Below are 25,086 nucleotides of genomic sequence, written 5' to 3' on the forward strand. Positions count from 1 at the left end.
TCGCCACGGAGGACCGCAGATGCCGAAGGCACTGAACTTGAGCCGTTCCCTGGAGACCTGGTCGCGCGCCGAGGCGCTGATCGCGGGGGGCACGCAGACGAACTCCAAGCGCCCCAGCGCCTACGCGCCAGGGGCATACCCCGTCTACGCCGACCGGTCGCAGGGCTGCCGCGTCTGGGATGTGGATGGCAATGAGTACATAGACTACGTGCTGGGCCTGGGGCCGATCACCCTGGGGTACTGCTATCCGGCCGTGGATGAAGCCATCCGCGAGCAACTGAGCAAGGGCATCGTGTGGGGCCTCCTGACGCCGCTGGAGGTCGAGTGTGCCGAACTGCTGTGCGAGATGGTGCCCTGCTGCGAGATGGTGCGGTACCTGAAGGGCGGCTCTGAGGTCACCAGCGCCGCCGCGCGCATCGTCCGCGCCTACACCGGCCGAGAGATGATCCTCAACAGCGGCTACCGCGGCTGGGCCGACACGTGGTCGGCGGCGCATGAGCCGCCCATCGGCCGCGGCATCCCCGAATGCCTCCGCAGCATGGTCAAGAGCTTCCCGCGCGATGACCTCAACGTCCTGGAAGACTTGCTGAAGCGCTACGGCAACAAGGTGGCGGCGGTGTTTGTGGATGAGGCCGGCGGCAGCGAAGCGCCGCGTGAAGTCGTGCAGGGGCGCCGCGCGCTGTGCGACAAGTACGGCGTGCTGCTCGTGTACGATGAGATCGTCTCCGGCTTCCGCATGGCCCCCGGCGGGGCGCAGGAGTACTACGGCGTGACGCCCGACCTGGCGTGCTTCGCCAAGGGCATCGCCAACGGCATGCCCCTGGCGGCGGTGTGTGGGAAGAAGGAGGTCATGCAGCTCGCCAAGGACCTGCTCATCAGCATCACCTACGGCGGCGAGGCGCTGTCGCTGGCGGCCGCCGTAGCCTGCATGAAGGAATACCGGGCCAAGCCCGTGCACGAGACCATCCGGGCCACGGGGCAGGCGCTCGTGGATGGCTTCAACGCCCTGGGCGCCAAGCACGGCGTGCCCTTCAGCGCCTCCGGGCCGGTCATGATGAGCGCCCAGCGGTTCGCCTATGACGACGCCGCGCTCAACAACGACTGCTGGACGCTGCTGCTGCAGGAGATGGCCAAGCGCGGCGTCCTGATTCGGCGCGGTGGGCTGCTGTTCGTCACCTTCAGCCATGATGAGGCGGCCGTGGCGGCGACGCTGGCGGCGCTGGACGAGTCTCTGGCCGTCATCCGCGAAGCCGTGGACGGGGGCGACGTCGCGAAGTACTTGCAGACAGGTGAGGTGCAGCAGAGCTTCCGGAGGTTCTGAGCGGCGGGCAGGTGGGCCTGCGGCCGACCGTCCTGCGGACGGTGACGGCAACGGCGCCGCCGGAGGGAGGATGGGGGGGCGGGCCGGCGACCGGGGACTGAAGTCCCCGGCTGGGGTGCGCTCCTGCGGAGCGCCAATCGTCCTTCGGACGAACGGCCCCGGCCCTGTGAAGTGCCAATCGTCCTTCGGACGAACGGCCCCGGCCCTGTGAAGTGCCAGTCGTCCTTCGGACGGACGGCCCTGGCTGTGCGAAGTGTCCGGTCATCCTTCGGGCGAACAAGTGCCGTTCGGGCTTGCCGTGAGCGTCCGCAGGACGCTTGGCGGCGCGAAGCGCCGCACCTCAGCCGGGCGCTTCAGCGCCCGTGACCGTGCGGCCCCCCTTCTTCTCACGGTCGTGCCGTTCCGCGTCCGCAGGACGCTCGGCCCTAGGCCCTGACCATCGTGGAGGTCCATCATGCAGCGAATGCTTGTCTTGCTCCTCCTGCCGGTCACTACCACCATCGCCTTCGCCGCCGAGAGCGGCCTCGTCGGGCACTGGCGCTTTGACGGCGCCGGGCCGCAGGTCGCCGATCTGTCCGGCAGGGGCCATGCCGCTACCCTCACCGGCGGGCAGATCGCCACTGAGGGGCAGAAGCGCTTTCTGCACATGGATGGCAACACGCGCCTGGAAGTGCCCTCCGCGCCCGATCTGTGCCTGCGGCGGGGCTTCACCATCGAGATGCGCGTGCGGATCGCCGACCTCGCCGACGGGCGGTTGCTAGCCTTCAAGGACAACGAGTACCTGCTGCGCGTGGACTGGCCGGTGGAGAGCCAGCAGCTCTCGTGGTTCGTGAACCTGGGGACGGGGTGGGAGCCCCGGGCCAGCGCCTTCAAGCCTGCCCTGAGCGAGTGGTACCACCTCGCGGCGGTGTGGGACGGGATGCAACTCACGCTGTGGGTCAATGGCCTGCCCTACACGCGATCGCGCCAGGGCGATCCGCCCCCCGCCACCAGCAACCCGCTCCTGATCTGCTCGAACTCCGGCTTCGGCCGGGGGCTGGTGGGCGACCTGGAGTACGCGAAGGTCTACAGCCGGGCCCTGAGCACCGCGGAGATCATCAAGGCTGCCTACGGCGCCGACGGCAAGCCCCTGTCCCCGCAGACGACCCAGGGCCGCTTCGACTTCACCCAGGGCCCGGCAGGCTGGCAGGCCCGTGAGGGCGCGACGGTCAAGCCCGGCGCGGACGGCCTGGCGGTCACCTGCGCCAGCCCCTTTGCCGGGATCATGCACGACAACCTCGACGTGGATGTCAGCAAGCTGGACTACCTGACCGTGCGGATGGCGGTGGACAAGGGCAGCACGGCTACGCTCATCTTCGTGACGAGCCAGGGCGCGGGGCGCGCCCCGTTCGCCATCCAGGGCGACGGGCAGCCCCACACGTACCTGCTGGAGCCCTGGGAGCGGGCCGGCTGGGGCGGGAAGCTCATGCTGCTGGGGCTAGTTCCATCCGAGCAGGTGGGGGCCACGGCGACGGTGCGGTACATCCGCGCCACCGCCGAGCCCGAGGGGGAGGGCGAGCTGGGCCTGCAGGGCCTGACGGCCGACGCCACGCTGCCCCGCACGGGCCGCACCGAGAAGGTGGCCGTCAAGCTCAGCAACAACGGCGGACCGGCCGAGGGGATTAAGGTGACGCTGCAGGCGCCCAAGGGCGTGGAACTGCTCGCCCCGGCCACGCAGGTTGTGCCGAAGCTGGCGTACCTGCAAGAACGGGAGTTGGTCTGGCCCGTGCGAGCCAAGCAGGCCGGCAGCATGGGCTTCACCGTCGCCGCCGCCGGGGCGCAGACGAACCGGGCGGCGCTGACGAACGCCATCGCCTTCCTGCCGGCGCTGAAGCTGCCCAAGGCGAGCTACGCGCCCGTGCCCAAGCCCGTGGACACCGGGCCGTACCAGCTCTGGACCCACTACTGCCCGCTGTGGAAGCAGGGAACGCACTACGGGTGGAAGATGATCGAGCCGTGGCCCAACCGCAAGCCCGTGCTGGGTTGGTACAACGAGGGCACACCCGAAGTGGCGGACTGGCACATCAAGTATTGGCTGGAGCACGGCATATCCGCCGTCATCTACTGCTGGTATCGCGCCAACCTCGAACCCCAGATCCAGGAGCACATCGGCCACGCGCTCAACGACGGGCTGCTCCACGCCCGCTATCTGAGCATGATCCACTATGGGATCATGTGGGAAAACGGCTGTGGTGCGGGGGTCAAGAACGCCGATGACCTGCTGAACAACCTCTTCCCGTACTGGCTCGACCACTACTTCACCCATCCCCAGTACGTCAAGATTGACGGCAAGCCGGTGCTGTACATCTGGGTGCCGGGGAATGTCACCAAGCACCTGGGGGGCAGCGACAAGGTGCGCGAGACGTTCGACGTGATGCGGCAGAAGTGTCGCGAGCGGGGGCTGAAGGGCCTCTATCTCGTGGGCTGCTGCGGCGGGGCGGACAAGGCGTCTCTGGCGCGCATGAAGGCCGAGGGCTGGGACGCCACCTCGGCCTACGGCAACGGCTGGACGTACCCCAAGGACACGGTGCGCGCGGGTGACCTGTCGTACGCCCCGGCCGAGGGCTTCGCCGTGCAGCAGGAGGCCATCTGGAAGGCCAAGCAGGAGATCGGGGCCCTGCCCGACATCACCGCCGCCATGATGGGCTGGGACTCCCGGCCATGGCATTCGTCGAGCTTCTACTGGGCCGACAACACCGCCGAGAAGTTCCGCGACCTGTGCCGGCGGGCCAAGGCCGTCATGGACAGCCGCCCGGGCAACGGCCCCGACCGCAACGCCATCATCTTCTGCTGCTGGAATGAGTTCGGCGAGGGGCACTACATCGAGCCGACGCGCGGCTATGGCTTTGGCTACGTGGATGTGATCCGCGAGGTATTCACGCAGGCCCCGACGAAGCACACCGACCTGGCGCCCGAAGATGTCGGGCTGGGGCCGTACGACTCCTGGTACCGCGAGGCGCGGCAGGCCGTGACGCAGCAGGTCTCGCAGCAGTCCTCCTGGACTGGCGCGGACCTGCGGCAATGGCCCGGGATGATGGGCACCAAGGACTTCAGCGTCACCGACGGGGTGCTGAAGTTCACGGCCGCCACGAGCGATCCAGCCCTGTCATCGCCGGCACTGCGGCTGCGGGGGAGCAGGTTCTCCCGCCTGGTCGTAGAGATGCGGGTGAGCCAGGCGAGCGGCGCGCAGGTCTTCTGGACCAATGCGACGGTCCCTCACGCGGTTGAGCACGCCAGCGCCCATGCCCAGGCCCCCGCCGACGGCCAGTTCCACCGTCTCGTCTTCGAGGTCGGCCAGAACGAGGCCTGGGGCGGGTGCATCACCAGCCTGCGGTTCGACCCGACGAGCGTGGCGGGGGCAGTGGTGGAGATCAAGAGCATCGTGTTGGAGTAGGGCACGCAATGACCAGATTCGTGGGTTCACAGGATGAGACACATTCTCGCCGTTGACGGCGGCGGCTCGAAGACAGATGCCGTACTGCTCGATGAGACCGGAACCGTGCTGGGGTGGGGGCGAGGCGGACCCGTGCATGGGTTCTACAGCACACCCCAGGAGGTCGCCACCTCCTACCTGCAGGCCATGACGCAGGCCCTGGGCGACCGCCGGGTGGGCGAGGTCATGGTGGCCGGCGGCCCGCCGCACGGCCCGGCCATGGACGCCGTCGCCCGCCAGGCCAGACGTGTCGAGCACCTGGTGTGCAACGAAGTGGACACCGCTTTTGCCTCCGTGCAGCGCGAGTGGGGCATGGTGACCCTGTCGGGCACCGGTTCGTTCGTCTACGGCCGTACGCCGGGCGGCGAAGTGCGGCACTTCGGGGGCGTCGGTCCGGTCCTGGGCGACTACGGCAGCGCCTACCAGATCGGTCTCTACGGCCTGCGAGCGGCGTTCTCCTCGCGGTGGACCGAGGCCCGTCGCACCTCGCTGGAGACGGAAGTGCCGAAGGTGTACGGGCTGTCCGACCTGCGGGCAGTCTTCCACCGGGTGTACGGCGACGGCCTGTCGCGGCGGGAGATTGCCGCGGCTGCCCGTACGGTGGATGAGCAGGCGGAGGCGGGAGACCGGGTGGCCGTCGGCTGTCTGCGCACCGCGGCGGACGAACTGGCCGCCCTGGCCCTCGATGTCATCGGCGAGTTGCACATGCAGGAGTTGACCTTCCCGATGATCGCCATCGGGAGCGTGGCGCAGAAGTCGCGCCTGTGGTGGGAGCGCCTGTGCGAGCGAGTGCTGGCCGTTGCGCCGCACGCTGAGCCGATCATCCCCCCGGTCCGCCCCGTCATCGGCGCGGCGCTGCTGGGGATGAAGCGCCTGGGGATTGGCTGGACGCCCGAGCTGGTGGCGCGGATCGTGGAGACGCAGAGACCGTTCCTGGCGAAGCTGGGGTAGGGCCGTCGCGGTCGGTGACCGCTCGTACAGGCGGCCCTACGGAGGGTCGCGGTCGGTGACCGCTCCCACGAGCGCCCGCACGCGATCCCAACTGTCTACAATAGCGAAGGATGATGAGCATGCTTTCCCAACGCTACCTCAACCGCATCCGCCAGATGCTCGACGAGATCGAGCAGACACAACTCGACAAGATCGAGCAGGCCGGGCAGATGATCGCCGACAGCCTGGCCAATGGTGGGGCCTTCTTCATCACCCCTATCGGCCACGGCACCATGCCCGAGCTGCTGCACCGCGGCGGGGGCCTCATGTGCCTGCGGGGCTTCAACCCGAGCTGGAGCGTGCCCCAGGACGTGGCCGCCTGCCACCGGGGCCGCCCGCGCGAGGAGGAGGTCGTGCTGCAGGACGAGATGATGCTGGCGGCGGTGAAGTCGTCGGAGTTGCGGCCCGGCGACTGCGTGCTGGTGGGCTCGGTATCGGGGCGCACCTCGTCGGCCGTGGCGCTGTCCCTGGCGCTCAAGCAGTGCGGCGCCACTGTCATCGCCCTAGTGGCGCTGGACTACGCGGCCCAGGTCACGTCCGCCCATCCCTCCGGCAAGCTGCTCAACGAGGTCGCCGACCTGGTCGTTGACATGCGCGTGCCGTTCGGCGACGGTTCCCTGGACGTGGAGGGCCTGGAGGCTCCGGCGCTGCCCCTGTCGGGGATATCGCAGGCCACGATCTGCTGGATGGTCTGCGGCGCGGTGATTGACCAGATGCTGGCCAAAGGCCTCACCCCGGCGGTCTACATGAGCGCCAACCGCGAGGGCGGGCCGGAGTACAACAAGAAGCTTGAGGAGCAGTACAACAAGGTGGGGTACTGAGCGGCCGTTGGAGGGGCCGGATATTACCCGGCCCGTTGTAGGCTGCTCCAGCCCCAACGCGGCATCCGTCAGGAACGGCGGGCCGGATGATATCCGGCCCCTCCATGGGAGCGAGTCATGTCAGCGCAAGCATACTTCGATGCTGTGGAGGTCGGCCTGAAGCGGCTGCGAGAGACGCAGCTTCAGGTCATCGAGCAAGCGGCCGATGTGCTGGTGGAGGCCATTGTCTCGGACCGCAAGCTCTTCGCCTTCGGGGCGACGCACAGCTTCATCCTGCCGATGGAGATGATCTACCGCACGGGCGGCCTGATGCTGGTGAACCCCATCTACCCACACGGGATGGACCTATCGGTGCGACCGCTGACGCTCACCTCGCAGATCGAGCGGGTGGAGGGCGTCGGGCGACAGCTCCTGGAGGCCACCCCGGCGGGCGCTGGCGATGTGCTGATCATCGCCTCGGCGTCGGGGCGCAACCCGATTGTGGTGGACATGGCGCTGGCGGCGCGGGAGCGGGGGATGACCGTCATTGGCCTGGTGGCGGTGGAGTATGCCAGCCGGTCCACCAGCCGCCATTCGTCGGGCAAGCTGCTGCCCGAGCTATGCGACCTGGTGATTGACCAGTGCGCCCCGTACGGCGATGCCGCGGTCGAGGTGCCGGGGCTGGTCCAGAAGACCGGCCCGCTGTCGAGCGTACTGGGTTGCACGATCGTCAATGCGCTGACTTGTGAGGTGGTGGCGCGTCTGGTGGCCCGGGGCGAGACGCCGCCGGTGTTCGTCAGCGCCAACCTGCCGGGTGGGGATGAGCAGAACGCCGCACTGCTGGCGCGCAACCGGGATCGCGTGTTCTACCTGTGAGTGGGGCGGACGTAGCCGGTGGCGCAGACGGCTCCTGGGGCAGTCTGGGGGCCTGCAGCGGGACTGGTGGTCAGCTTGACTCCGTTCTGCGCGATAGGCTATAATCTCCGCAGGGGCAGCCTCCGGGTTGCCCCCCTTGTACCTGCAAGCATTCCTCGACGAATTCTCATCGCAAGGCGGTTTGCCAAATGGCTGTAGAGACCGGGGCTGTCCTTGATGGCACCGTAGTGAAGCTGCTGAAATACGGCGTGATTGTCTCGCTACCGGACAATCAGTCGGGGCTGATCCACATCTCCGAGATCGCTGACCAGTACGTGCACGACGTCAGCGACTTCTTCCGTGAGAATGACGTGGTCAAGGTCAAGGTGCTGGGGAAGCGCGACGAGGGGCGGTACGAGCTTTCGGCCAAGCAGGCCGAGGCCCGCAAGCCCCTGGAGGGCGCACCTCAGCGGCCGTCCGGCCCCAGCCGCGGCTTTGGGGACGACCGGGGTGAGCGCTCCGGGGGTGGCCACCAGTCCTTTGAGGAGCGCCTGACCGATTTCCTGAAGGAAAGCAATCGCAAGCAGAACGAACTGAAGCGAGATCGTGACGGTCGGCGCCGTGGGCGCCGCTAGTGGCCAGTTGGCCCGGCCCCGGCCGGCGACAGGCCCTCCTGCCGCCGGTCACGGACAACCGATCGCGATGACCTGGTCGAGAGGCGTGCTGTGTGGCGCGCCGGCCCGACGGCAGCCCACTGCGGGCTTCCCGAGCCGCCACCGGCCCCGGCAAGAGCACCTGCCGCCCGCGGTCCGTCTACCGCAAGTCTGAGGGAGCATCTTCATGCCCGACGTCGCGCCACCCGAGGATGCCGACCAGCTCCGCAAGGAGCTGGAGCGGTACCGCCTCGTTGTCACGGACCTGCAGTCCAAGATCGGCAAGCTGGAGGAAGAGCTGAGCGCCGCCGCCACCATGGCGGAGGTTCCTGCCGTCGTCGTCACGCAGCCCGAGCTGCGCCAGACGCTCTCGCGCCTGATCAAGAAAGTCGCGATGATCGTGCAGGCCGAGAAAGTCGTGCTCATGCTCTACAATGCCGAGATTGGCGAGTTGGGAGTGCTCCAGCCCGCTCTCGGGATCACCGAGGACCAGGCAACCCGTCTCTCTCTGCGCCCTGACCAAGGCGTGACCGGCATCGTCTTCGGCAGCAACAAGCCCCTCGTCTACAACGACGCCCTGTCCGACCCCCGCACCGACAAGGATGGAGTCTCGCTGCTGCGCGTGCGCAACGGCATTGCCGTCCCGCTGGCGATCCAGCAGCGCGACGAGGAAGAGCGCGTCATTGACGAGCGCGTCATTGGCGTCATGCATGTGTTCAACAAGCGCTATGAGCAGGATTTCAACGACGACGATGTGCGCCTGCTGGAGATGCTGGCCGACCAGGCCGCAGCCGTCATCTCCAACGCTCAACTCTACATCGAGCTGACGGAGAAGAAGCAGGAACTCGAGGACACCTTCGAGAGCATCCACTCCGGTGTCATCGTGGTGAGTCCCCGTGGGGTGGTGCGCCTCATCAACCCGGCCGCGTGCAGCATGCTGAGCCTGCACAACGGCACCTACGCCGGCCAGAACATCAAGGACGTCGTCACCGAGAAGGCGGTCCTGGAGCTGTTCCAGGAGACGTTCCGGGGTAACAAGGAACTGACCCGCGAGATCGGGCTGGATGGCGGGCGCCACATCTACCAGGCCGAGACGTCGATGATGGGCGATGAGAACGGCGACACCCACAGCGTGGTGGCCATCTTCAACGACATCACCGAGATCCGGCAAGTCGAGCGCATGAAGACCGCGTTCGTCTCCACCGTTTCCCACGAGCTGCGCACCCCGTTGACCTCCATCAAGGGCTTCATCGCGACCCTCATTGACGACACCGACGGCATCTACGACGATGAGACGCGGATGGAGTTCTACAACATCATTGACACGGAGTGCGACCGCCTGACCCGTCTGATCACCGATCTGCTCAACATCTCGCGGATCGAGTCCGGGCGGGGCATTGACATCATCCTGTCCGAAGTGAGCCTGAACGAGTTGGCGACCCAGGTCACCAGGTCCCAGCAGACCTACACAGACCGGCACAAGGTCTTCACGACCATTCCGGAAGACTTCCCCCACATCACCGCTGACTCGGACAAGGTCACCCAGATCCTGGACAATCTCGTGGGCAACGCGGTCAAGTATTCGCCCGACGGCGGCAACGTGGTTGTGGCCGCTGAGGACGAGGGGACCACGGTGCGCATAGACATCAGCGACGAAGGTCTGGGGGTGCCCGAGCACCACCGCGACAAGATCTTCCAACGCTTCCACATGGTGGACGACGACGTGGACCACAAGGCCGTCAAGGGCACGGGCATCGGCCTGTACCTGGTCAAGCACCTGGCTCAGGCCCACGGCGGCGACGTGTGGCTAGCACGGTCCGACGTCGGCAAGGGCTCGACCTTCAGCGTACGACTGCCCAAACAACCGAAAGTGGATGAGAAGGCAGCCAACGCCATCGGCGGCGGCTAGACGAGACCGAAGCGCACAAGCACAGGGAGACAGAAGAACGGCAGGGACGAGGCGGGCACCTTCGCCGGCACTCCCGGACTGGTTCTTCTGTTGTTCCGTTTTGCGCTCCCAGGGACGGTCACACAGATGAGAATCGCCATCGGTTGCGATCACGGTGGCTTCGTGCTCAAGCCCGGGATCCGGGGCGTCATCGAGGCACTGGGCCACGAAACGCTTGACGTGGGCACCTGCAGCGAAGACCCGGTAGACTACGTGGACTTCGCGGCGGGCGTGGCGCGGGCAGTGGCCGGCGGCGAGGCCGATCTGGGCGTGCTCATCTGCGGCACCGGCATCGGCATGAGCATCGCGGCGAACAAGGTGCCGGGCGCGTACGCCGCGCGCGCGGAGGAATGCTACAGCGCGCGCATGGCACGGCTGCACAATGGCGCGAACATTCTGTGTGTCGGGGCCCGCACGACCGGCCCGGAGTTGGCCAAGGAGGCCGTGCGGACGTTCCTGACGACCGAGCCCTCCCCCGAAGAGCGCCACGCGCGGCGGCGTGCACAGATCCGGGCGCTCGAGGGCCGCTAGACACCCGTTCCCAACAGCGCCGCAGAAGACCGACGGATTCCCCACCATGAGCGAACACCCACCAGCGAACCGGCCGCGCCACGACGTGCTGCAGCAGACGGAGCGCCCCTCCTGGGATGACTACTTCATGGAGATCGCGCACGTGGTGGCCAAACGCTCGACCTGTCTCTCGCGGCAGGTGGGTTGTGTGCTGGTGCGCGACCGGCGCATCCTGACCACCGGGTACAACGGGCCGCCCCAGGGCCTGGCGCACTGCGAGGACCTCGGTGGTTGCCTGCGGGCGCGCATGGGCATTCCGCGGGGGCAGCGCCATGAGATCTGCCGCGCCTGCCACGCCGAGCAGAACGCCATCTTGCAGGCCGCCGTCCATGGCGTGGCGCTGCAGGGCGACGTCACCTGCTATACCATTGGCCTGCCGTGCGTCACGTGTGCCAAGATGCTCATCAACGCCAATGTGCGGCGAATCGTCTACCGGGACCCTTACCCCGATGAGTTGGCGCACGAGATGCTGACCGAAGCGGGCGTGGCGCTGGTGCACTGGCAGGCCCCGGGGGAGCGGACCGGCTCGTGAGTCACGCGTTGCTGGCGTTGCTGATCGCGGCGGTGGTGGCACTGGCGCTGACCTTGCCGGTGCGTAGCCTGGCCTTCAGGATCGGGGCCGTGGCGCAACCGGGGGGGCGGCGGATCCACCAGAAGCCGACTGCCCAGGCGGGGGGCCTGGCGATCTACGCCGGCGTATGGGTTGCGTTGCTGGTCTTCAACTGGCCGCTGCAGGCGCCTTATCTGGGCATGCTCATCGGTTCGGCACTGCTGCTGGTGATGTGTCTGGCCGACGACATCAAGAACCTGTCGCCCTGGTTGCGGCTGGTCGGGCAGTTTGTGGTGGCCGCCATCGCCTTCTACGGCGGCGTGGCTGTCCACGGGGTGACCAACCCGCTGAGCGCCCTGGGCACCTATCATTACATCTCGCTGGGGTGGTGGTCGGCGCCGCTGACCATCATCTGGGTCATGGCCATCACCAATGCCATGAACTGGCTGGATGGCCTGGACGGCCTGGTAGCGGGCGTCGCGGCCCTGGCCGGCCTGACGATCATGGTCGGGGCCGGGACCACCGGCATCCCGGTGGTGGCAGTGGCCGCCGGCGCACTGGCCGGCGGCTGCCTAGGCTTCCTGCCCTACAACTTCAACCCCGCCAAGATCTTCATGGGCGACACGGGCGCGATGTTCCTGGGCTACATGCTGGCCTGCATCGCGGTCATCGGGCCCTTCAAGATGGCGACGACCGTCGCGGTGCTGGTGCCGCTCCTGGTGCTGGGCGTGCCGATCTTCGACACCGTGACGGGGATCATCCGGCGCCTGGCAGCGGGCAAGTCACCCATGGCCCCGGACCGCGGGCACATTCATCACCGCCTGATTGACCGCGGGCTGACCGTGCGGCAGGCGGTCCTGTTCATCTATCTCATGACAGCCATGCTCTGTCTGGCCGCACTGATCTTGTGGCGTTGGAGGGTTGGCGCGTAATGTCCGAGCCGACGGTGGCCCTGGTCTTTGGGACCCGGCCCGAAGCAATCAAACTGGCGCCGATCTACCAGGAGCTCAAACGCCGCAACCGCCCGGTGCAGGTGATCGTCACGGCGCAGCATCGTGGCCTGCTGGACCAGATGCTTGCCGTCTTCGAGATGACTGCCGACGTGGACCTGAACATCATGCAGGAGGGCCAGACGCTGGCGCAGATCACCTCGCGCGCCCTGACCGGCCTGCAGGAGACCTTCGCCCGGCTGCGGCCCGACATCGTGATGGTCCAGGGGGACACCACCACGGTCCTCGGCGGAGCCCTGGCGGCTTTCTACGAGCGCATCCCCGTGGCCCATGTCGAGGCCGGGCTGCGCACCCAGGACAAGCTGTCGCCCTTCCCCGAGGAGATCAACCGCCGCCTGACGGACGTCATCAGCGACGTGTACTTCGCGGCCACGCGGCGCGCCCGGCACAACCTGCTGGGGGAGGGCGTCCCGCCGTCAGCGGTCTATGTGACCGGCAACCCGGTGGTGGATGCCCTGCGCACGGTCGTGGAGCGCAACCCGGCCCTGCCCGAGCAACTGGGCTGGATCGAGGCGCTCGAGGGGCGCCTGATCCTGGTGACGGCCCACCGTCGTGAGAACCTTGGCGTGCCCTTCAGCCGCATCTGTCAGGCCCTCCAGGAGATTGTGGAGCGCCACCGGGACGTCACGGTCGTCTGGCCGCTGCATCCCAACCCGCTGGTCACCAAGTCTGCCCACGAGCTGCTTGACGGCGTCGAGCGCGTCGTGCTGACTGAGCCGCTGGACTACCTGTCTTTCGTGCCGCTGATGGCCCATGCCGACCTGGTCATCACCGACTCCGGCGGTGTGCAGGAGGAGGCGCCGGCGCTCGGGGTGCCCGCGCTGGTGACCCGCGACACGACCGAGCGGCCCGAGGGCATTGACGCCGGCGTGGCGAAGCTGGTCGGCACCGAGACCGATGTCATCGTGGCCGAGGCCGACCGGGTGCTGAGTAGCCCGGCCGAGTACACGCGCATGACCGAAGTGGGCTGTCCCTATGGTGACGGCCAGGCGGCCGCGCGCATCTGTGACGCTCTGGACCACTTCCTGGGCCGCCGCGCCGACCGGCCCGCTGACTTTGATTGGCCCGCGTAGGTGCTGTAGGGCAGGCAGGAGACGCTTGTTTTGACGCCCTTGGCCGCGCTCATTCTGGGAATCGTGCAGGGCCTGACGGAGTTCCTGCCGGTCAGTAGCTCGGCGCACTTGGCCCTGATTCACTGGGCCTTCGGGTGGACCAGCACGCCGGCCGAAGACCTGATGTTCGATGTGGCCGTGCACTTTGGCACGCTGGTCGCCATTCTCGCCTACTTCGGGCGCGACTGGGTGCGCTTCCTGCAGCGGCGCGACCGGATGGTCGCCTATGTCGTCGTGGGCTGCCTGCCCGGCGCAGTCGCCGGCGCCGTGCTGGAGGACAAGGCGGCTACGATCTTCCGCGACCCGCTCCAGATCGCGGCGTTGCTGGCGGCCATGGGGCTCGTACTGGCGGCGGGGGAGCGATGGGGCCGGCGAGAGCGTCCGCTCGAGCAGATGGGCTGGGCGGACACGCTGTGGGTTGGTATGTTGCAGGCCCTGGCGATCATGCCGGGCGTGTCGCGGGCCGGCATCACCATGACGACGGGCCTGTTCCGCGGCCTGACGCGCGAAGCGGCGGCGCGGTTCTCATTCCTGCTGGCGACGCCGATCCTGCTGGGCGCCACGCTGTGGAGCGCTCGGCATGTCGTGTCGGGCGAGGCGCCGGTGGACGGCCTGGTCTTCGGCATCGGGTGGCTGGCCGCGGCGGTCACCGGGTTCGCCTGCATTCACTGGCTGCTGCGCTTCCTGCAGCGCCATAGTTTCATGCCGTTTGTGATCTACCGGCTCGTAGTCGCCGCGGCGGTGCTGGTCTGGGTGTTCGTCCGCGGCGCCTGAAGAACGTTTTCCTGGATTGTTGCGTGGCGGGCAGGTTAGCGGAGCCGTAGGCGCGAAGAAGTCCCTTTCGCCTGCGCTGGACCCATCGGGGGACAGCGCGGGCTGTGCTACAGGATATCTGGGTTGCGACTGTCATCCGGCCCATGATGGACCCGGCGGGTGTCCGCCGGGGTTTGATCGTTCCGCCAGGGAGGTAGAACATGCCAACGACGTTGCCGTTCGGATCGTTCGAGAACTTCTCGATCTATGCGGTCCTGGTCTGCGGCCTGATCGGTCTGATCTACGCGCTGTACTTGCGCAAACAGACCCTCGGCATGGACCAGGGGACGGACAAGATGCGGCAGATCGCCGCACAGATCCAGGAGGGCGCTTACGCCTACCTGAATCGGCAGTTCAGGACGATTGCCCTCGTGATCGTCCTGCTGTTCTTCGCGCTGCTGCTGAGCGCGTGGGGCAACTGGAGCATCGCCATCGGGCGTGCCATTGCCTTCGTGCTGGGCTGCTTCGCCTCCGGTTTCACCGGCTACATGGGGATGACGCTGGCGGTGCAGGGCAATGTGCGCTGCGCCGCGGCGGCGCGCACGAGCCTCGCCGACTCGATGCGGGTGGCTTTCCGCTCGGGCGCGGTCGCGGGGATGTTCACCGTGACGATGGGTCTCGTGGGTGCAGTCCTCATCTTCTGGTATTACAAGGAAGCCGCGACGGAAGTCTTGCTGGGCTTCGGCTTCGGCGGCAGCCTGCTGGCCCTGTTCATGCGGGTCGGTGGCGGCATCTACACCAAGGCCGCTGACGTGGGCGCGGACCTGGTGGGCAAGGTCGAGGCGGGCATTCCCGAGGACGACCCGCGCAACGCTGCCGTCATCGCCGACCAGGTCGGCGACAACGTCGGTGACTGCGCCGGGATGGCTGCCGACATCTTCGAGTCCTATGAGGTCACACTGGTGGCCAGCATGATCCTGGCGCTGGCCCACACCGACAAGAAGGTGGCCCTCACCTGGATCATCTTCCCGCTGCTCATCCGTGGCATCGGTGTCATCACCTCGATGATCGGCATCTCGATGGTCAAGTCCCGCACCGATGATGAGCACCCGATGAAGCCGATCACTCGCGGCTTCGTCTGGTCGGCCATCCTCTCGGCCATCGGCTTCTTCATCATCGCGAAGTTCTATGTGGGCGCCAACGACCCCGAGAACTGGACCAAGCTGTTCCTGGCCACGATCTCCGGTCTGGTACTGGCCCTGGCCATGTACAAGCTCACCGAGTACTTCACGTCCACGCAGTTCGGTCCCGTCAAGTCCGTCGCCCGGTCCGCACAGACGGGTAGCGCGACCACGATCCTGACCGGCTTCGCCGAGGGTCTGGAGAGCTCCGTGTACGCCGTGCTCGTGATCTGTGCGGCGGTCTTCTTCTCGATCCTCGTCTTCGGCCGTGAAGCCAGCGCCATTGAGATCCTCTACGGCGTGTCGCTGTGCGGTCTGGGGATGCTGACCACCACCGGTGTCATCATCTCGATGGACACCTACGGCCCGGTCGCCGACAACGCCCAGGGCATCACCGAGATGTCCGGCGCCGAGGGCGGCCCCAACGTGGAGATCCTGGACGCCGTCGGCAACACCACCAAGGCGGCCACCAAGGGCATTGCCATCGCCTCCGCCGTCATCGCGGCCATCTCGCTGTACGGCTCGTACCTGTCGAAGGTCGCCGCGGGCATCGCGGGCGGCCACGCCGGTGAGGGCATCAGCGAAGCGGCCCTGCGCGAGTACTGGATCCAGGTGGACAAGCCGGCCGTGTTCATCGGCCTGCTCATCGGCGGCGCCATGCCGTTCCTGTTCTCCGCCATGACGATCCGTGCCGTCAGCCGCGCCGCCTTCTACATCATCAACGAAGTGCGCCGGCAGTTCCACGAGATCCCCGGCCTGATGGAAGGCAAAGAGGGCGTCATGCCCGAGTCCGGCAAGGTCGTGGACATCTGCACCGGCTCGGCCATCCGCGAGCTGATCGCTCCGGGGATCCTGTCCGTCCTGGCCCCGATCATCGTCGGTTGCTGGCTCGGCTGGGAAGGCCTGGGTGGCTTCCTGGCCGGCATCATCGTCACCGGGCAGCTCATGGCGGTGCTCATGTGCAACGCGGGCGGCGCCTGGGACAATGCCAAGAAGTCCATCGAGGACGGCCTGTATGGCGGTAAGGGCTCTGAGGCCCACAAGGCCGCTGTCGTCGGCGACACCGTCGGCGACCCCTTCAAGGACACCGCCGGTCCGGCCCTCAACCCGCTCATCAAGGTCATGAACATGGTGGGTCTGCTGGTTGCGCCGGTCATCGTCAAGTACTCCTCCGGCATCAAGAACGTGAACCCCACGCCTGGTCTGGCCATTGCCGGTGTCGTGCTGGCCATCATCGTGGCGATCGCGCTGATGATGTCGAAGAAGGAGAGCGCCGAGTCGCTGGCCGTACAGCAGCGCCTCGCCGACGCCGAGGGCAAGAGCGACGTGGCGTAATCCCGTCGCGTAGCACAGACGAGACCAGGGGCGGCCGAGAGATCGGCCGCCCCTGTTGTTTGTGGCGCCCATCGTGACAGGCTCCCGCCCGGTGGGCTCCGTCCGTCGCTTCGGTCAGTCCGCCGTGTCCGCCGGCCCTGTGAACCCCGGGCCCCCGGCAGCCACGTATCCGTGGCTGGCGCCCCGCTCGCTCGGGCTGACCCAGAAGGCGTACAACTCGCCCTGGCGCAGGTGGAAGCGGAAGCGGACGGGCCTGCCGGCCAGCTTGCCCAGGTCGCTGCCGCCCTGCCACTGGACCATCTGCTTCGTGCTGTCGAGCCTGAGCGGCCGGCACTTCTCACGCGTAAAGGGCTTGATCGGCTGGCCCGCCTCGTCGAGCACCTCGGCGCGCAGTTCGCCCTGCGGGCAGTTCGCGTTCACGAAGAGGAACTTGCCCTTGAAGGTGACGGGGCGGGTGGTCAGCGTCCCGGCCTCCGCGCCGGCGTCCATGCTGGTGAAGCCGTCGCGCCGCAGGACGGCCAACCCCACATGGGCCCGCCCCGTGGCCTTAGTGCCGGGCACGCCCTCGGAGCCCTTGCAGTAGAAGTAGAGCTGGTCGCCGACGATGGCGCAGCAGCCGCCGACCGACTGCACGTTGCACCAGTTCCAGTCGCCCTGGTGCTCGGACACCGGGATGAAGGGCCGCCGGTCCGGGCGTGACCAATGGAAGCCGTCGCGGCTGTAGCCGACACACAGCGAGTTGGGCTTGCCCCGGTCGCGCGGCTGGCCCCGCCAGATGGCGAACAGCCCGAGCGTGAGACTCTCGTACGCGACGCAGTCGAGGTTGTAGAGCTGCACCGGGGGGAGGTCCCAGGACTTGACGGGATCCTCAAGGTTCAGGTCGTGGCGCTGCGGATCGAGGGTGTCGGCGGCGATCCACGGCGTGAACAGGTTCCGCCCCTCCGGCTCCCACCGCAGGCCCTGTACGACATCGCTGTGCTCGAAATAGTCGCGCGTGCGGCCTGCCGCCTGCGTGCCCGAGCGCAGGCCGTACACCCACTTGGCCCGGAAGGGGTTGTACGAGACGGTGCTGCGGTCGCCGCACCGGTCGCTCTCGCCGGCGAGGGTCCAGTGGATGCCATCGGGCGAGCAGTGCAGCTGCATCCACTTGTTGCTCCTGCGGACGTCTCCCTCCATCCACTCCTTGACCATCACGCGGAAGATCTTGAAGCGGCGCGCCGGGTCCTGCTCGAGCAGGTCGAGCCACACCGTGCACGAGTCGCGGAAGGCGTCCTCCTGGTCCACGAGCACGACATTGGTGCCCGGGACGACGTCGAACTTGGGCTTTTCCCAATGCACACCATCCTCGCTGATCGCCATGCACGTCTGGAAGTGCGAATGCGCCCCGTGGTGCGTCCGGTACCAGGCCTTGAAGTGCTGGGCCTGCGGGTCCCACCAGATACCATCGCTGTAGATCTCGCACTCCCCCTTCCCGGTGGCCTTCTCCCACTCGCGGTCGGGGCTGATGACGGGCGTCGCCGGGTGCCAGGCGGTCAGGTGGTGGGTGCGCGTGAGGGTGGTGCTCTCGACGAGGAAGTCATCCACGAGGAGCTGGCGGCCGACCTCAATCGGGATGACGGCCGGGGGCGTGACGAGATAGGGGGGCGGCGGCAGCGGCTCCAGCGTCAGCGGCGGCACCCTCGGCGGCCACTGGTCTGGCAGCACGATGCCGTTGTAGAGCGTCTCGCCGGCATGGGCGGTGGCGACCATCGGCAGGACTCCCATCAGGACGAGTGCGAGCTTCATGTGGACGCTCCCTGTTCCTACCGTCCGAGTTCCTCGAGTACGCGCGAGCGGAGAGCCGCCAGCGCCTCCGGTGACGGTGCGGCCATGAGCTTCTCGACTTCGTCGGCCAGCAGCGGGCTCTGTGGCCGGCTCTGTTTGAGCAGCCACAGGAGCGTGTAGTCCTCCGTCCCCTCCCGCCAGGCCTCCCAGCGGCGACTGGGGATCAGTTCCTCGGGGTCACCATTGTAGACAACCGAGTAGAACGTGCGCCCCTCCGGGTACGGCGTCCAGTTGTCTGTCGTGCCGCCCGTGTCGGCATAGTCCCAGAAGCCCTGCCCGCTCATGCCCTTGCGCCAGCAGTCCCAGAACGAGAGACGATAGGCCGCGAAGGCGTCAGCATCCTTGCTGAGCACTTGGTACGTCCACAGGAGGCCGGACTTGCGCGACTGGTCCTGGAACCACTGCAGCAACTCGCCCTTCGGCCACGACAGCATGGGGCACCAGATGTCCACGATCGGGGCCATCGTGTCCAGCACCGGCTGCGTCGCGGCATGGTAGGGGTTCTCGACGACGAGTGCCCGGGGATCAGCCTGGTGTACGGCGGCCCCCGTCAGGGCCACAATCTGGGCCGATGCGGCCGTGGTCGGCTCATCACGCAGGTACCACGCCACGCGATCGTGGCCGAACCCGCGCTCCTTCAGGCCGGCGATGACCGCGCGGAACCACGTGGTGAACCGCTCCTCCCAGAGCGGCGTCCCCGGCTCCAGGCCCTCCTGCCGCAGGGCCACGTTCTTCGGCCACTCGAACCCTGGCCATAGCAGCAGCCATTGGATCGGGCCATGGCTGGCGACCGCCTGGTCGAAGTTGGTCCAGTCGAGCGGCTGCAGCGTGCCGTCCGCGTTGAACTGCGGCCACGGCAGCGTGTCCGAAGGCCAGCAGTACGAGTTGATGCGGTGGGCAACGAGGTCCTCGCGGACCTGCCCCCAGCGGTCCCTCAGGATCGGCCAGTTCTGGTAGGAGTAGTTCCAGGTAGCGATCGGCGCTGTCGCCGGGAGCTGTGTGCGGAGGACGCGGACGGTGATCGGGCAGGTCAGCGGCGGCTGGCCGGCTATGCTGACCTGCACGCGGGACCGGTATGTCCCAGCCTGGCAGTCGGTCGTGGAGAAGTCGCACCAGAGCTGGCGGAAGACGCCTGGGGGCAGGTCCATGCGGCCCTCGCGCAGCCGGGGCAACGGATCGGCAATCAGCCGCCCGCCCTGGGTCTCGACGTGCACGGCCTCGCGCAGCGTCACCTTCGGGCCGGTCGCGCCGGGGCCGTCACAGGAGACACGCACCCGCACCGGCTGGCTGCCCAGGTTGCACAGGTTCAGTGCTGCCTGTTCGCGGTCGCCCACCGCGGCTGTGAGCGAGATTGCGAGCTGCCGACGCTCGGGCACAAGGCCTAGCGCTGGCACCGGGGCGAAGGGATCGGCCGCCCACGCCACGACGCCCCCTCGCTGCTCCAGCCGCCGGGCGTTGAGGCGCGCCATGATCGCATAGACCTCGGCGTCGTACTCATTGTATGGCGGGCCGTGGCGGACGTCCGTGGGAACCGCGAGCTTCACGCCGCCGGCCTTCGCGCGGAGTGCGGCCAGTTCCGCCAGTGCCGTCTGGTCGGCTGCCCGGCGCGCGGTATCCTCGGCCAGCCGCACTTGCGCCTCCAGTCCAGCCTGCAGGCGCCTCTGCTCCATCTGCTGCTCCCACTCCGGCGTCACCTTGAAGGCCTGGAGGTCGTCAAACCACACCGTGCCGGAGGCCAGGTGCAGGTAGCACATGACCGTGATGCGGCCGCCGTTGCCGGAGTCGTAGGGGCCGACCAGGAGCTGTTGCCAGTCCGCAGTGCCGAACACGGCCTCGGTAGCCCGGTCGCGCCCGCCGAGGCCCTCGACGTACAGCCGCGCGCCCATGCTCCCCCCACCGCCCACGACGTTCTCCGCCTTCACCCACACGGTCAAGGCGTAGCGCTGGTGAGGCTCGAGGGTGAGAACCTGCTGGGCGCGGGTGTAGCTGCCGAGGCTGGCGTGGCGCAACCGCAGGGAGCGCTGGCCGCCGTGCGCCACGGCGCCGTCCACGCTCACGGCTTCGGCTTCAGGCAGCTTGGTGGGCCAGACCGTCCAGCCCTGGGCCCAGCCTGCCTCACCCACGGCCTCGAAGCCGGGGTTGGTCAGCAGATTGGGCAACTCCTGGGGCCAGACCGGCATCGGCAGGATCGTGAGCAGGGCCAGCAACACCGAACATCGCATCCCGCACCTCTCCATCGGCCGGTTCCCGGATCCCGAACCCCGCCGTTCAGTTCCTGCAGATCTCGTTCACCAGGTCCACGTAGTACTTGAAGTTCTCGAAGCTCACGTCCGGCGGGACCGCATGGTCCACGAAGGGTGCATACCCGCCCTGTCGCCATAGCTCGGGGACCTTGGACATGACCTCGCGTTCCACGTCCGCCTTCGTGCAGCAGTCGCGCAGGGCGCGCTTGTCTATCGCCCCGATGAGCAGGAGGTCCCGGCCGTAGAGCTGGCGGTACTTGAGCGGGTCGCAGTCCGACGCCACCTCCAGCGGGTAGTGCAGGTTCACCCCCGCTTCCAGCCACAGGGGCAGGAGGTCGTCAATCTTGCCGTCGCAGTCCACCATGATGATATCAATGCCGGCCTCGTGCAGGCGCGTGGTGACGCGCTTCATGGGGTCGAGCATGAAGTCGCGGAAGGCCCGCGGGCTGATGAGCGGGCCGGCCTTATAGCACATGTCCTCCCACATCAAGGCGTAGTCGAAGTCGGGGATCTCATCCAGCGCGCGGTCCAGGAGCTTGAGCATGAAGTCGGCGATGTACTCGGTCATCTCGTGGATGAGATCGGGGCAGTCGGCATACCACAGGGCCAAATGCTCCATGCCCACCCAGTTGCGGATCCAGCCATAGTACGACCCGGCATGGATGCCCAGGGGGTAGTCGCGGTCGCGGTACACGCGCTTGAGGTCGCTCCAGTACTCGGGGTAGCGCACCGCGGCGTTGGGGTCGAGGCGCTCCTTGAAGGCCTCCCACTGCTCGCGCCCGCGAATGGGGTAGGTGAGCCACTGGGACATGCCAATCTCGCGGTCGCTCCAGCGCTTCAGGCGGCCCCCGAGTTCGTCCTCGACGATGCTCCAGTGCTCGGCCTGCTCAACGACCTTGCTCTCGAAGGGCGGCCACGGCGCGGCGTTGAGGGGGACGGTCTCGAGCCGGTCAAAGCCGAAGTAGGTGTTGAAGTGCTGGTCGTGCGGCATCCCCTCGCGCAGCCAGCGCTGGCGCGTCTCGCCGAAGGTCCACTGCGGGTGCATGAACACCCGGTCGGGCTTGCCGAAGCGGAAGGTCTCGTGGAAGCGTTCGCGGGAGGTCATGGGCGGGCTCCTATCATGGGGGCGGGGTCCCTGTCGGCTGCGCCGACACCCCGCCCTGGATCGCCTGGCATCGACGCACGACGGTCGGCGTCAGGGCGTAGTCTTCGACGCCGCCACGGCTCGCCCTGCACGTCAGTATGTATCCCTCGTTGCCGCCGTAGCTCTTGTCATCAAAGATCAGGTTGCCCAGGCAGTAGGCGATCAGGCCCTTGCCGTAGCGGTCGATAGGCCCGCGTACGTGGGCATGGTGGCCGACGACGATCGTGGCGCCGAGGTCCACGGCCAGGTGCGCCATGTGCCGCTCCCAGTCGCTGGGCTCCCGCACGCCCTCCTGGCCCCAGTGGAACGACACGACCACGACATCACACCGCCGCGCCAGCGGGGGGACCGTGCGCCGCAGGTTCTCCTCGCTGAGCATCAGGATGCTCCAGCTCTGTGGGTCGGGCACGAAGTTGAGGTAGGGGAAGTTGCTGTAGCCGATGAAGCCGACGCGCACGCCGGGGCGGGTCACGACCGTCCCCGCCTCGGCCTGCTGCAGCGTCTGGCCCGCCCCGCAGACGGCGAACCCGCGCCCCTCCAGCCGCCGGCAGGTGTCCGCCAGCCCCACCCGCTCGGCGTCCACGGCGTGGTTGTTGGCGAGGTTGACGACGCTGATGCAGGCCTGTCCCAGAGCGTCTACCATGCCTCCCGTGCCCACGAGCGCGTTGACGCGAGGGAAGCGGATCGGGCGGTCGGTCAGGGGGGACTCGAGATTGCAGAAGCCCAGATCGGCCTGGCGGAAGACCGGGGCCACGTTCGCGAAGGGGTAGTCATTGCCCTGCGTCGCGCACACGCGGCGCACATCGCGCCCGAGCATCACATCGCCGGCGAGGGCGAGGGTCACCGTCGGCGCGGGGCGGGGGGCGCAGCCGGACAGTAGGAGCAAGACGAAGACAATGGCTGCCAGCTGGAAGCTGGCGCTCCTACGGCACGGCACGGCGCGACACGGCACGGTGGCCGGTTCCCGCTTCCCGATCTCCGCCGTCCGCCTCAGCATCCGCCCGTGCTGAAGGTCGGCACGCCCTTCTCTTCCACGTCGCGCTTGCCCTTGGCTCCCAGGCTGCTGCGGAAGCTCTTGACCCAGGCGGGGACCTTCGGCCTGTCCGAGGAGTCCAGCTTCTTCTGCCAGTCCTCGTCGGTCATGCGGTTCGCGACGGGCACTGTGAACTCATAGTAAGAGAAGACAGCGCCACGACCGATCATGAGCTTGCCCTGCATCGGGTAGACGACGTAGATCTCCGCCGCGCGCCCCACGCCTTCCTCCAGCGCATAGCTCTCAGCGCCGATGGGGCCGGTGTGGACGTCGGCGACGACGGCCATGTCCTGGTCAGCCGAGGAGGTGATCTCGCTGCTCTCCTCGCTGAAGGTGGTGAACAGGTTCAGGTGGGCGATGTTGTCGCCGTAGAACTCGATGAGGTTGAACTCCTCCTGGGTCAGCGGCTGGTTCTGCAGCTCCTTGACCGAGATGCCCTGGAGGCTATTGAGCAAGGCGATGAAGTCATCGAACTTGTTGCTCAGCGTATCATCCTCGTCTGTGCCCAGCAGCTTGCGGGCCTTGAGGCCGTCGCGCAGTTGCGTGAGCAGCAGCCCCGCGCGCCAGTAGGTGAGCACCTCGGGCTCGACGTAGCCCTTGGGCTTCGGCGGCGGCTTGCGTTCCCCGCCCTCGCCGCCGCATTCGGCGACGACCGACTGCTTGGCGTACAGGATCGTGTCATGCCGCAGCTCGGACCAACTGGCCAGCGCGCAGTTGAGCTGCTTGTCCAGCCACGCCTCCTTGCCCATGAAGGCGGGGTAGCCCTCGGTCTTGGGCTCAAGCAGCAGCTTGAGCGTGTGCAGCCACCCGTTGTAGACCGTCTTGCTCCAGTCCGCGTCCTGGTAGGCGGCGACCTTCCCGCGCAGCACCTTGGTCTGCTTGTCGTAGTTCACGAACTTGGTCTGGCCGTAGACGGTGTCGGCGATGGCGTAGGCCCGCTCCGACCCGAGAATGGACATCACGTCCAGGCCCATGGGGAAGGTGCGCATGTTGTGGGTCCCCGGGTGGTTGGGGTCGTCTGACTTGCCAACGTAGGGGTACACCATCTGCTGGAAGAGGTAGGAGTCGAGGATGTAGCGCTGGCCCATCAGGCGCAGTTGTGGATTACCCGGGAGCTTCGTAAGGCCCGTGATACTGACGGCAATGATCTCCGCCGGGCGCAGGGCCAGCAGCTTCTGGGCGAGGGCGACGATGTTCTGCTCCGGGATGAGCTTGGCCGCATCCTTGGCGTCGCTCCAGAGGCCCTGGCCGGCCTTGATGAAGTCCTCAGGGGTGTTGTCATCCGCGAAGCCGACCATGAAGGCCGTGGGCTCGTAGATGTCCTCCCAGATCTTCCCCAGCGGCTCGCCGTCGTAGCTGCCGTACACGATGTGCTGGGCCAGCAGGTACGCCTGGCGCGCCTGACGGGGCTGCAGGTTCGGCGTCTTCTGCAGGTCGTATAGCGGGAGAGCGACGAGGCCGTACCACATGAGGGCCTTGAAGTAGCGTTTGAGCTTGTCGCTGCGGGTGTAGTGACCCCGCGGCACGAACTGGGAGTAGTCCACATCAAAGTCCGTGACGGGCGAGCGCTTGAAGCCCTCGTGCTGGGCCATCAACACCATCTCGCCCTCGGCGATCCGCGCGATGTCCTCCGGCACGGTCACGCCCCACTGGTTCTGCGGGACGCCCAGGAGCTTCACCGGCACGAGCGCGAAGGCGACATTGAGCCGGGCGGCCTCTTTCAGCTCGGGGGGCAGGTTCTCAGACAGTTTCTTGGTGGTCGCCTGCAGCAGCCCCACGGACAGCTTCTCGGCCCGCTCATACAGCTTCGTGACCTCCATCGTGCGCAGCATGTAGTCATAGAAGACGTGCATGGTGTGCAGCACGGAGTCGGTGGTGACGAAGCTGGGGCGGTGTTCCTTGGGGTAGTTGTTGAGCTCGTAGACGAACTCCATCTGCTTCCAGTTGGCGGGCAGCACCACGAAGCCGTTCTTGGCGATCATCTGCATGTGCTCCGGCGCCAGGTCGCTCTTGAAGTGCGCGAGGTTGGCGACGTTCTTGAGGCCGGGCTCGACGGTGTAGGGCTGCACCCGCGGGGCGAAGGCAGGCTGGTCGCCCAGGGGCACGCTGAAGCTGTTGGCGCTCGTGAACTGGTAGCCGCCGGTCCCTTCAGCGGCCGCCGCCGGCGTAGCGCCTGCCGCCGCCTGTGTCTGGACGGCGGAGGTCGTGGCCTGCTGACGGCAACCGACCAGCAGAGTCAACAGCGCGGCAACCAACAGCAGCAGGAGGTAGTTCCTCATGGCGCAGTCCCCT

General features: G+C 67.4%; 18 protein-coding genes. 13 read left to right on the forward strand and 5 right to left on the reverse strand.

The annotated features are described in order from the left end of the window. The first annotated feature begins 19 nt into the window (after positions 1-19). The 13 genes from LLH23_22625 (at position 20) to LLH23_22685 (ending at position 16,550) form a co-directional block, all read left to right on the forward strand. Entirely contained in the window at positions 20-1,321 is a 1,302-nt protein-coding gene (locus LLH23_22625; protein ID MCE5241270.1) for an aminotransferase class III-fold pyridoxal phosphate-dependent enzyme, read from the forward strand. A 454-nt stretch (positions 1,322-1,775) separates the two neighbouring features. Next, on the forward strand, positions 1,776-4,754 hold the full coding sequence (locus LLH23_22630; protein ID MCE5241271.1) for a glycoside hydrolase family 99-like domain-containing protein: 2,979 nt from the start codon (positions 1,776-1,778) through the stop codon (positions 4,752-4,754). A 33-nt stretch (positions 4,755-4,787) separates the two neighbouring features. After that, on the forward strand, positions 4,788-5,744 hold the full coding sequence (locus LLH23_22635; protein MCE5241272.1) for a hypothetical protein: 957 nt from the start codon (positions 4,788-4,790) through the stop codon (positions 5,742-5,744). A gap of 119 nt (positions 5,745-5,863) precedes the next feature. Next, positions 5,864-6,604 carry a sugar isomerase domain-containing protein gene (locus LLH23_22640; protein ID MCE5241273.1) on the forward strand — a complete coding sequence of 247 codons (741 nt, stop codon included), beginning with the start codon at positions 5,864-5,866 and terminating at the stop codon, positions 6,602-6,604. 117 nt (positions 6,605-6,721) lie between these two features. Next, positions 6,722-7,459: an SIS domain-containing protein gene (locus tag LLH23_22645; GenBank protein MCE5241274.1), complete on the forward strand. Its 738-nt coding sequence runs from the start codon at positions 6,722-6,724 to the stop codon at positions 7,457-7,459. 188 nt (positions 7,460-7,647) lie between these two features. Further along, positions 7,648-8,073 (forward strand): S1 RNA-binding domain-containing protein, encoded by a 426-nt coding sequence (locus LLH23_22650; protein MCE5241275.1) that lies wholly within the window; start codon positions 7,648-7,650, stop codon positions 8,071-8,073. Positions 8,074-8,278: 205 nt separating this feature from the next. After that, positions 8,279-10,000 carry a GAF domain-containing protein gene (locus tag LLH23_22655; protein ID MCE5241276.1) on the forward strand — a complete coding sequence of 574 codons (1,722 nt, stop codon included), beginning with the start codon at positions 8,279-8,281 and terminating at the stop codon, positions 9,998-10,000. A 126-nt stretch (positions 10,001-10,126) separates the two neighbouring features. After that, a complete protein-coding gene (rpiB, locus tag LLH23_22660) occupies positions 10,127-10,570 on the forward strand; it encodes a ribose 5-phosphate isomerase B (protein MCE5241277.1) in 444 nt (147 codons plus the stop codon). A 46-nt stretch (positions 10,571-10,616) separates the two neighbouring features. Then, positions 10,617-11,141 (forward strand): cytidine/deoxycytidylate deaminase family protein, encoded by a 525-nt coding sequence (locus LLH23_22665; protein ID MCE5241278.1) that lies wholly within the window; start codon positions 10,617-10,619, stop codon positions 11,139-11,141. After that, positions 11,138-12,091 carry an undecaprenyl/decaprenyl-phosphate alpha-N-acetylglucosaminyl 1-phosphate transferase gene (locus LLH23_22670; protein ID MCE5241279.1) on the forward strand — a complete coding sequence of 318 codons (954 nt, stop codon included), beginning with the start codon at positions 11,138-11,140 and terminating at the stop codon, positions 12,089-12,091. Before LLH23_22665 ends, LLH23_22670 begins: the two co-directional genes overlap by 4 nt. Beyond that, entirely contained in the window at positions 12,091-13,242 is a 1,152-nt protein-coding gene (gene wecB, locus LLH23_22675) for a UDP-N-acetylglucosamine 2-epimerase (non-hydrolyzing) (GenBank protein ID MCE5241280.1), read from the forward strand. Before LLH23_22670 ends, wecB begins: the two co-directional genes overlap by 1 nt. A 30-nt stretch (positions 13,243-13,272) precedes the next feature. After that, positions 13,273-14,055: an undecaprenyl-diphosphate phosphatase gene (locus LLH23_22680; protein MCE5241281.1), complete on the forward strand. Its 783-nt coding sequence runs from the start codon at positions 13,273-13,275 to the stop codon at positions 14,053-14,055. Positions 14,056-14,255: 200 nt separating this feature from the next. Next, entirely contained in the window at positions 14,256-16,550 is a 2,295-nt protein-coding gene (locus LLH23_22685; GenBank protein MCE5241282.1) for a sodium-translocating pyrophosphatase, read from the forward strand. Between the two features lie 114 nt (positions 16,551-16,664). Here the strand turns inward: LLH23_22685 and LLH23_22690 are convergent, their stop codons facing one another. From LLH23_22690 to LLH23_22710, 5 genes are read right to left on the reverse strand one after another with little or no spacing between them, the layout of a single operon-like run. After that, positions 16,665-18,335: a glycosyl hydrolase family 32 gene (locus LLH23_22690; protein ID MCE5241283.1), complete on the reverse strand. Its 1,671-nt coding sequence runs from the start codon at positions 18,333-18,335 to the stop codon at positions 16,665-16,667. A gap of 17 nt (positions 18,336-18,352) precedes the next feature. After that, entirely contained in the window at positions 18,353-20,596 is a 2,244-nt protein-coding gene (locus LLH23_22695) for a DUF4091 domain-containing protein (GenBank protein MCE5241284.1), read from the reverse strand. 46 nt (positions 20,597-20,642) lie between these two features. Continuing rightward, positions 20,643-21,722, reverse strand: coding sequence for a hypothetical protein (locus LLH23_22700; protein MCE5241285.1), 1,080 nt, complete (start codon positions 21,720-21,722; stop codon positions 20,643-20,645). Between the two features lie 13 nt (positions 21,723-21,735). After that, the gene (locus LLH23_22705; GenBank protein MCE5241286.1) at positions 21,736-22,758 is read right to left on the reverse strand and encodes a CapA family protein; all 1,023 of its coding nucleotides are present in this window, start codon (positions 22,756-22,758) and stop codon (positions 21,736-21,738) included. Beyond that, a complete protein-coding gene (locus LLH23_22710) occupies positions 22,752-25,073 on the reverse strand; it encodes a DUF3160 domain-containing protein (protein ID MCE5241287.1) in 2,322 nt (773 codons plus the stop codon). The genes LLH23_22705 and LLH23_22710 overlap by 7 nt, the downstream gene beginning before the upstream one ends. Positions 25,074-25,086 lie beyond the last annotated feature (13 nt).

Source organism: bacterium (assembly GCA_021372615.1).
Lineage (GTDB): Bacteria > Armatimonadota > Zipacnadia > Zipacnadales > UBA11051 > JAJFUB01.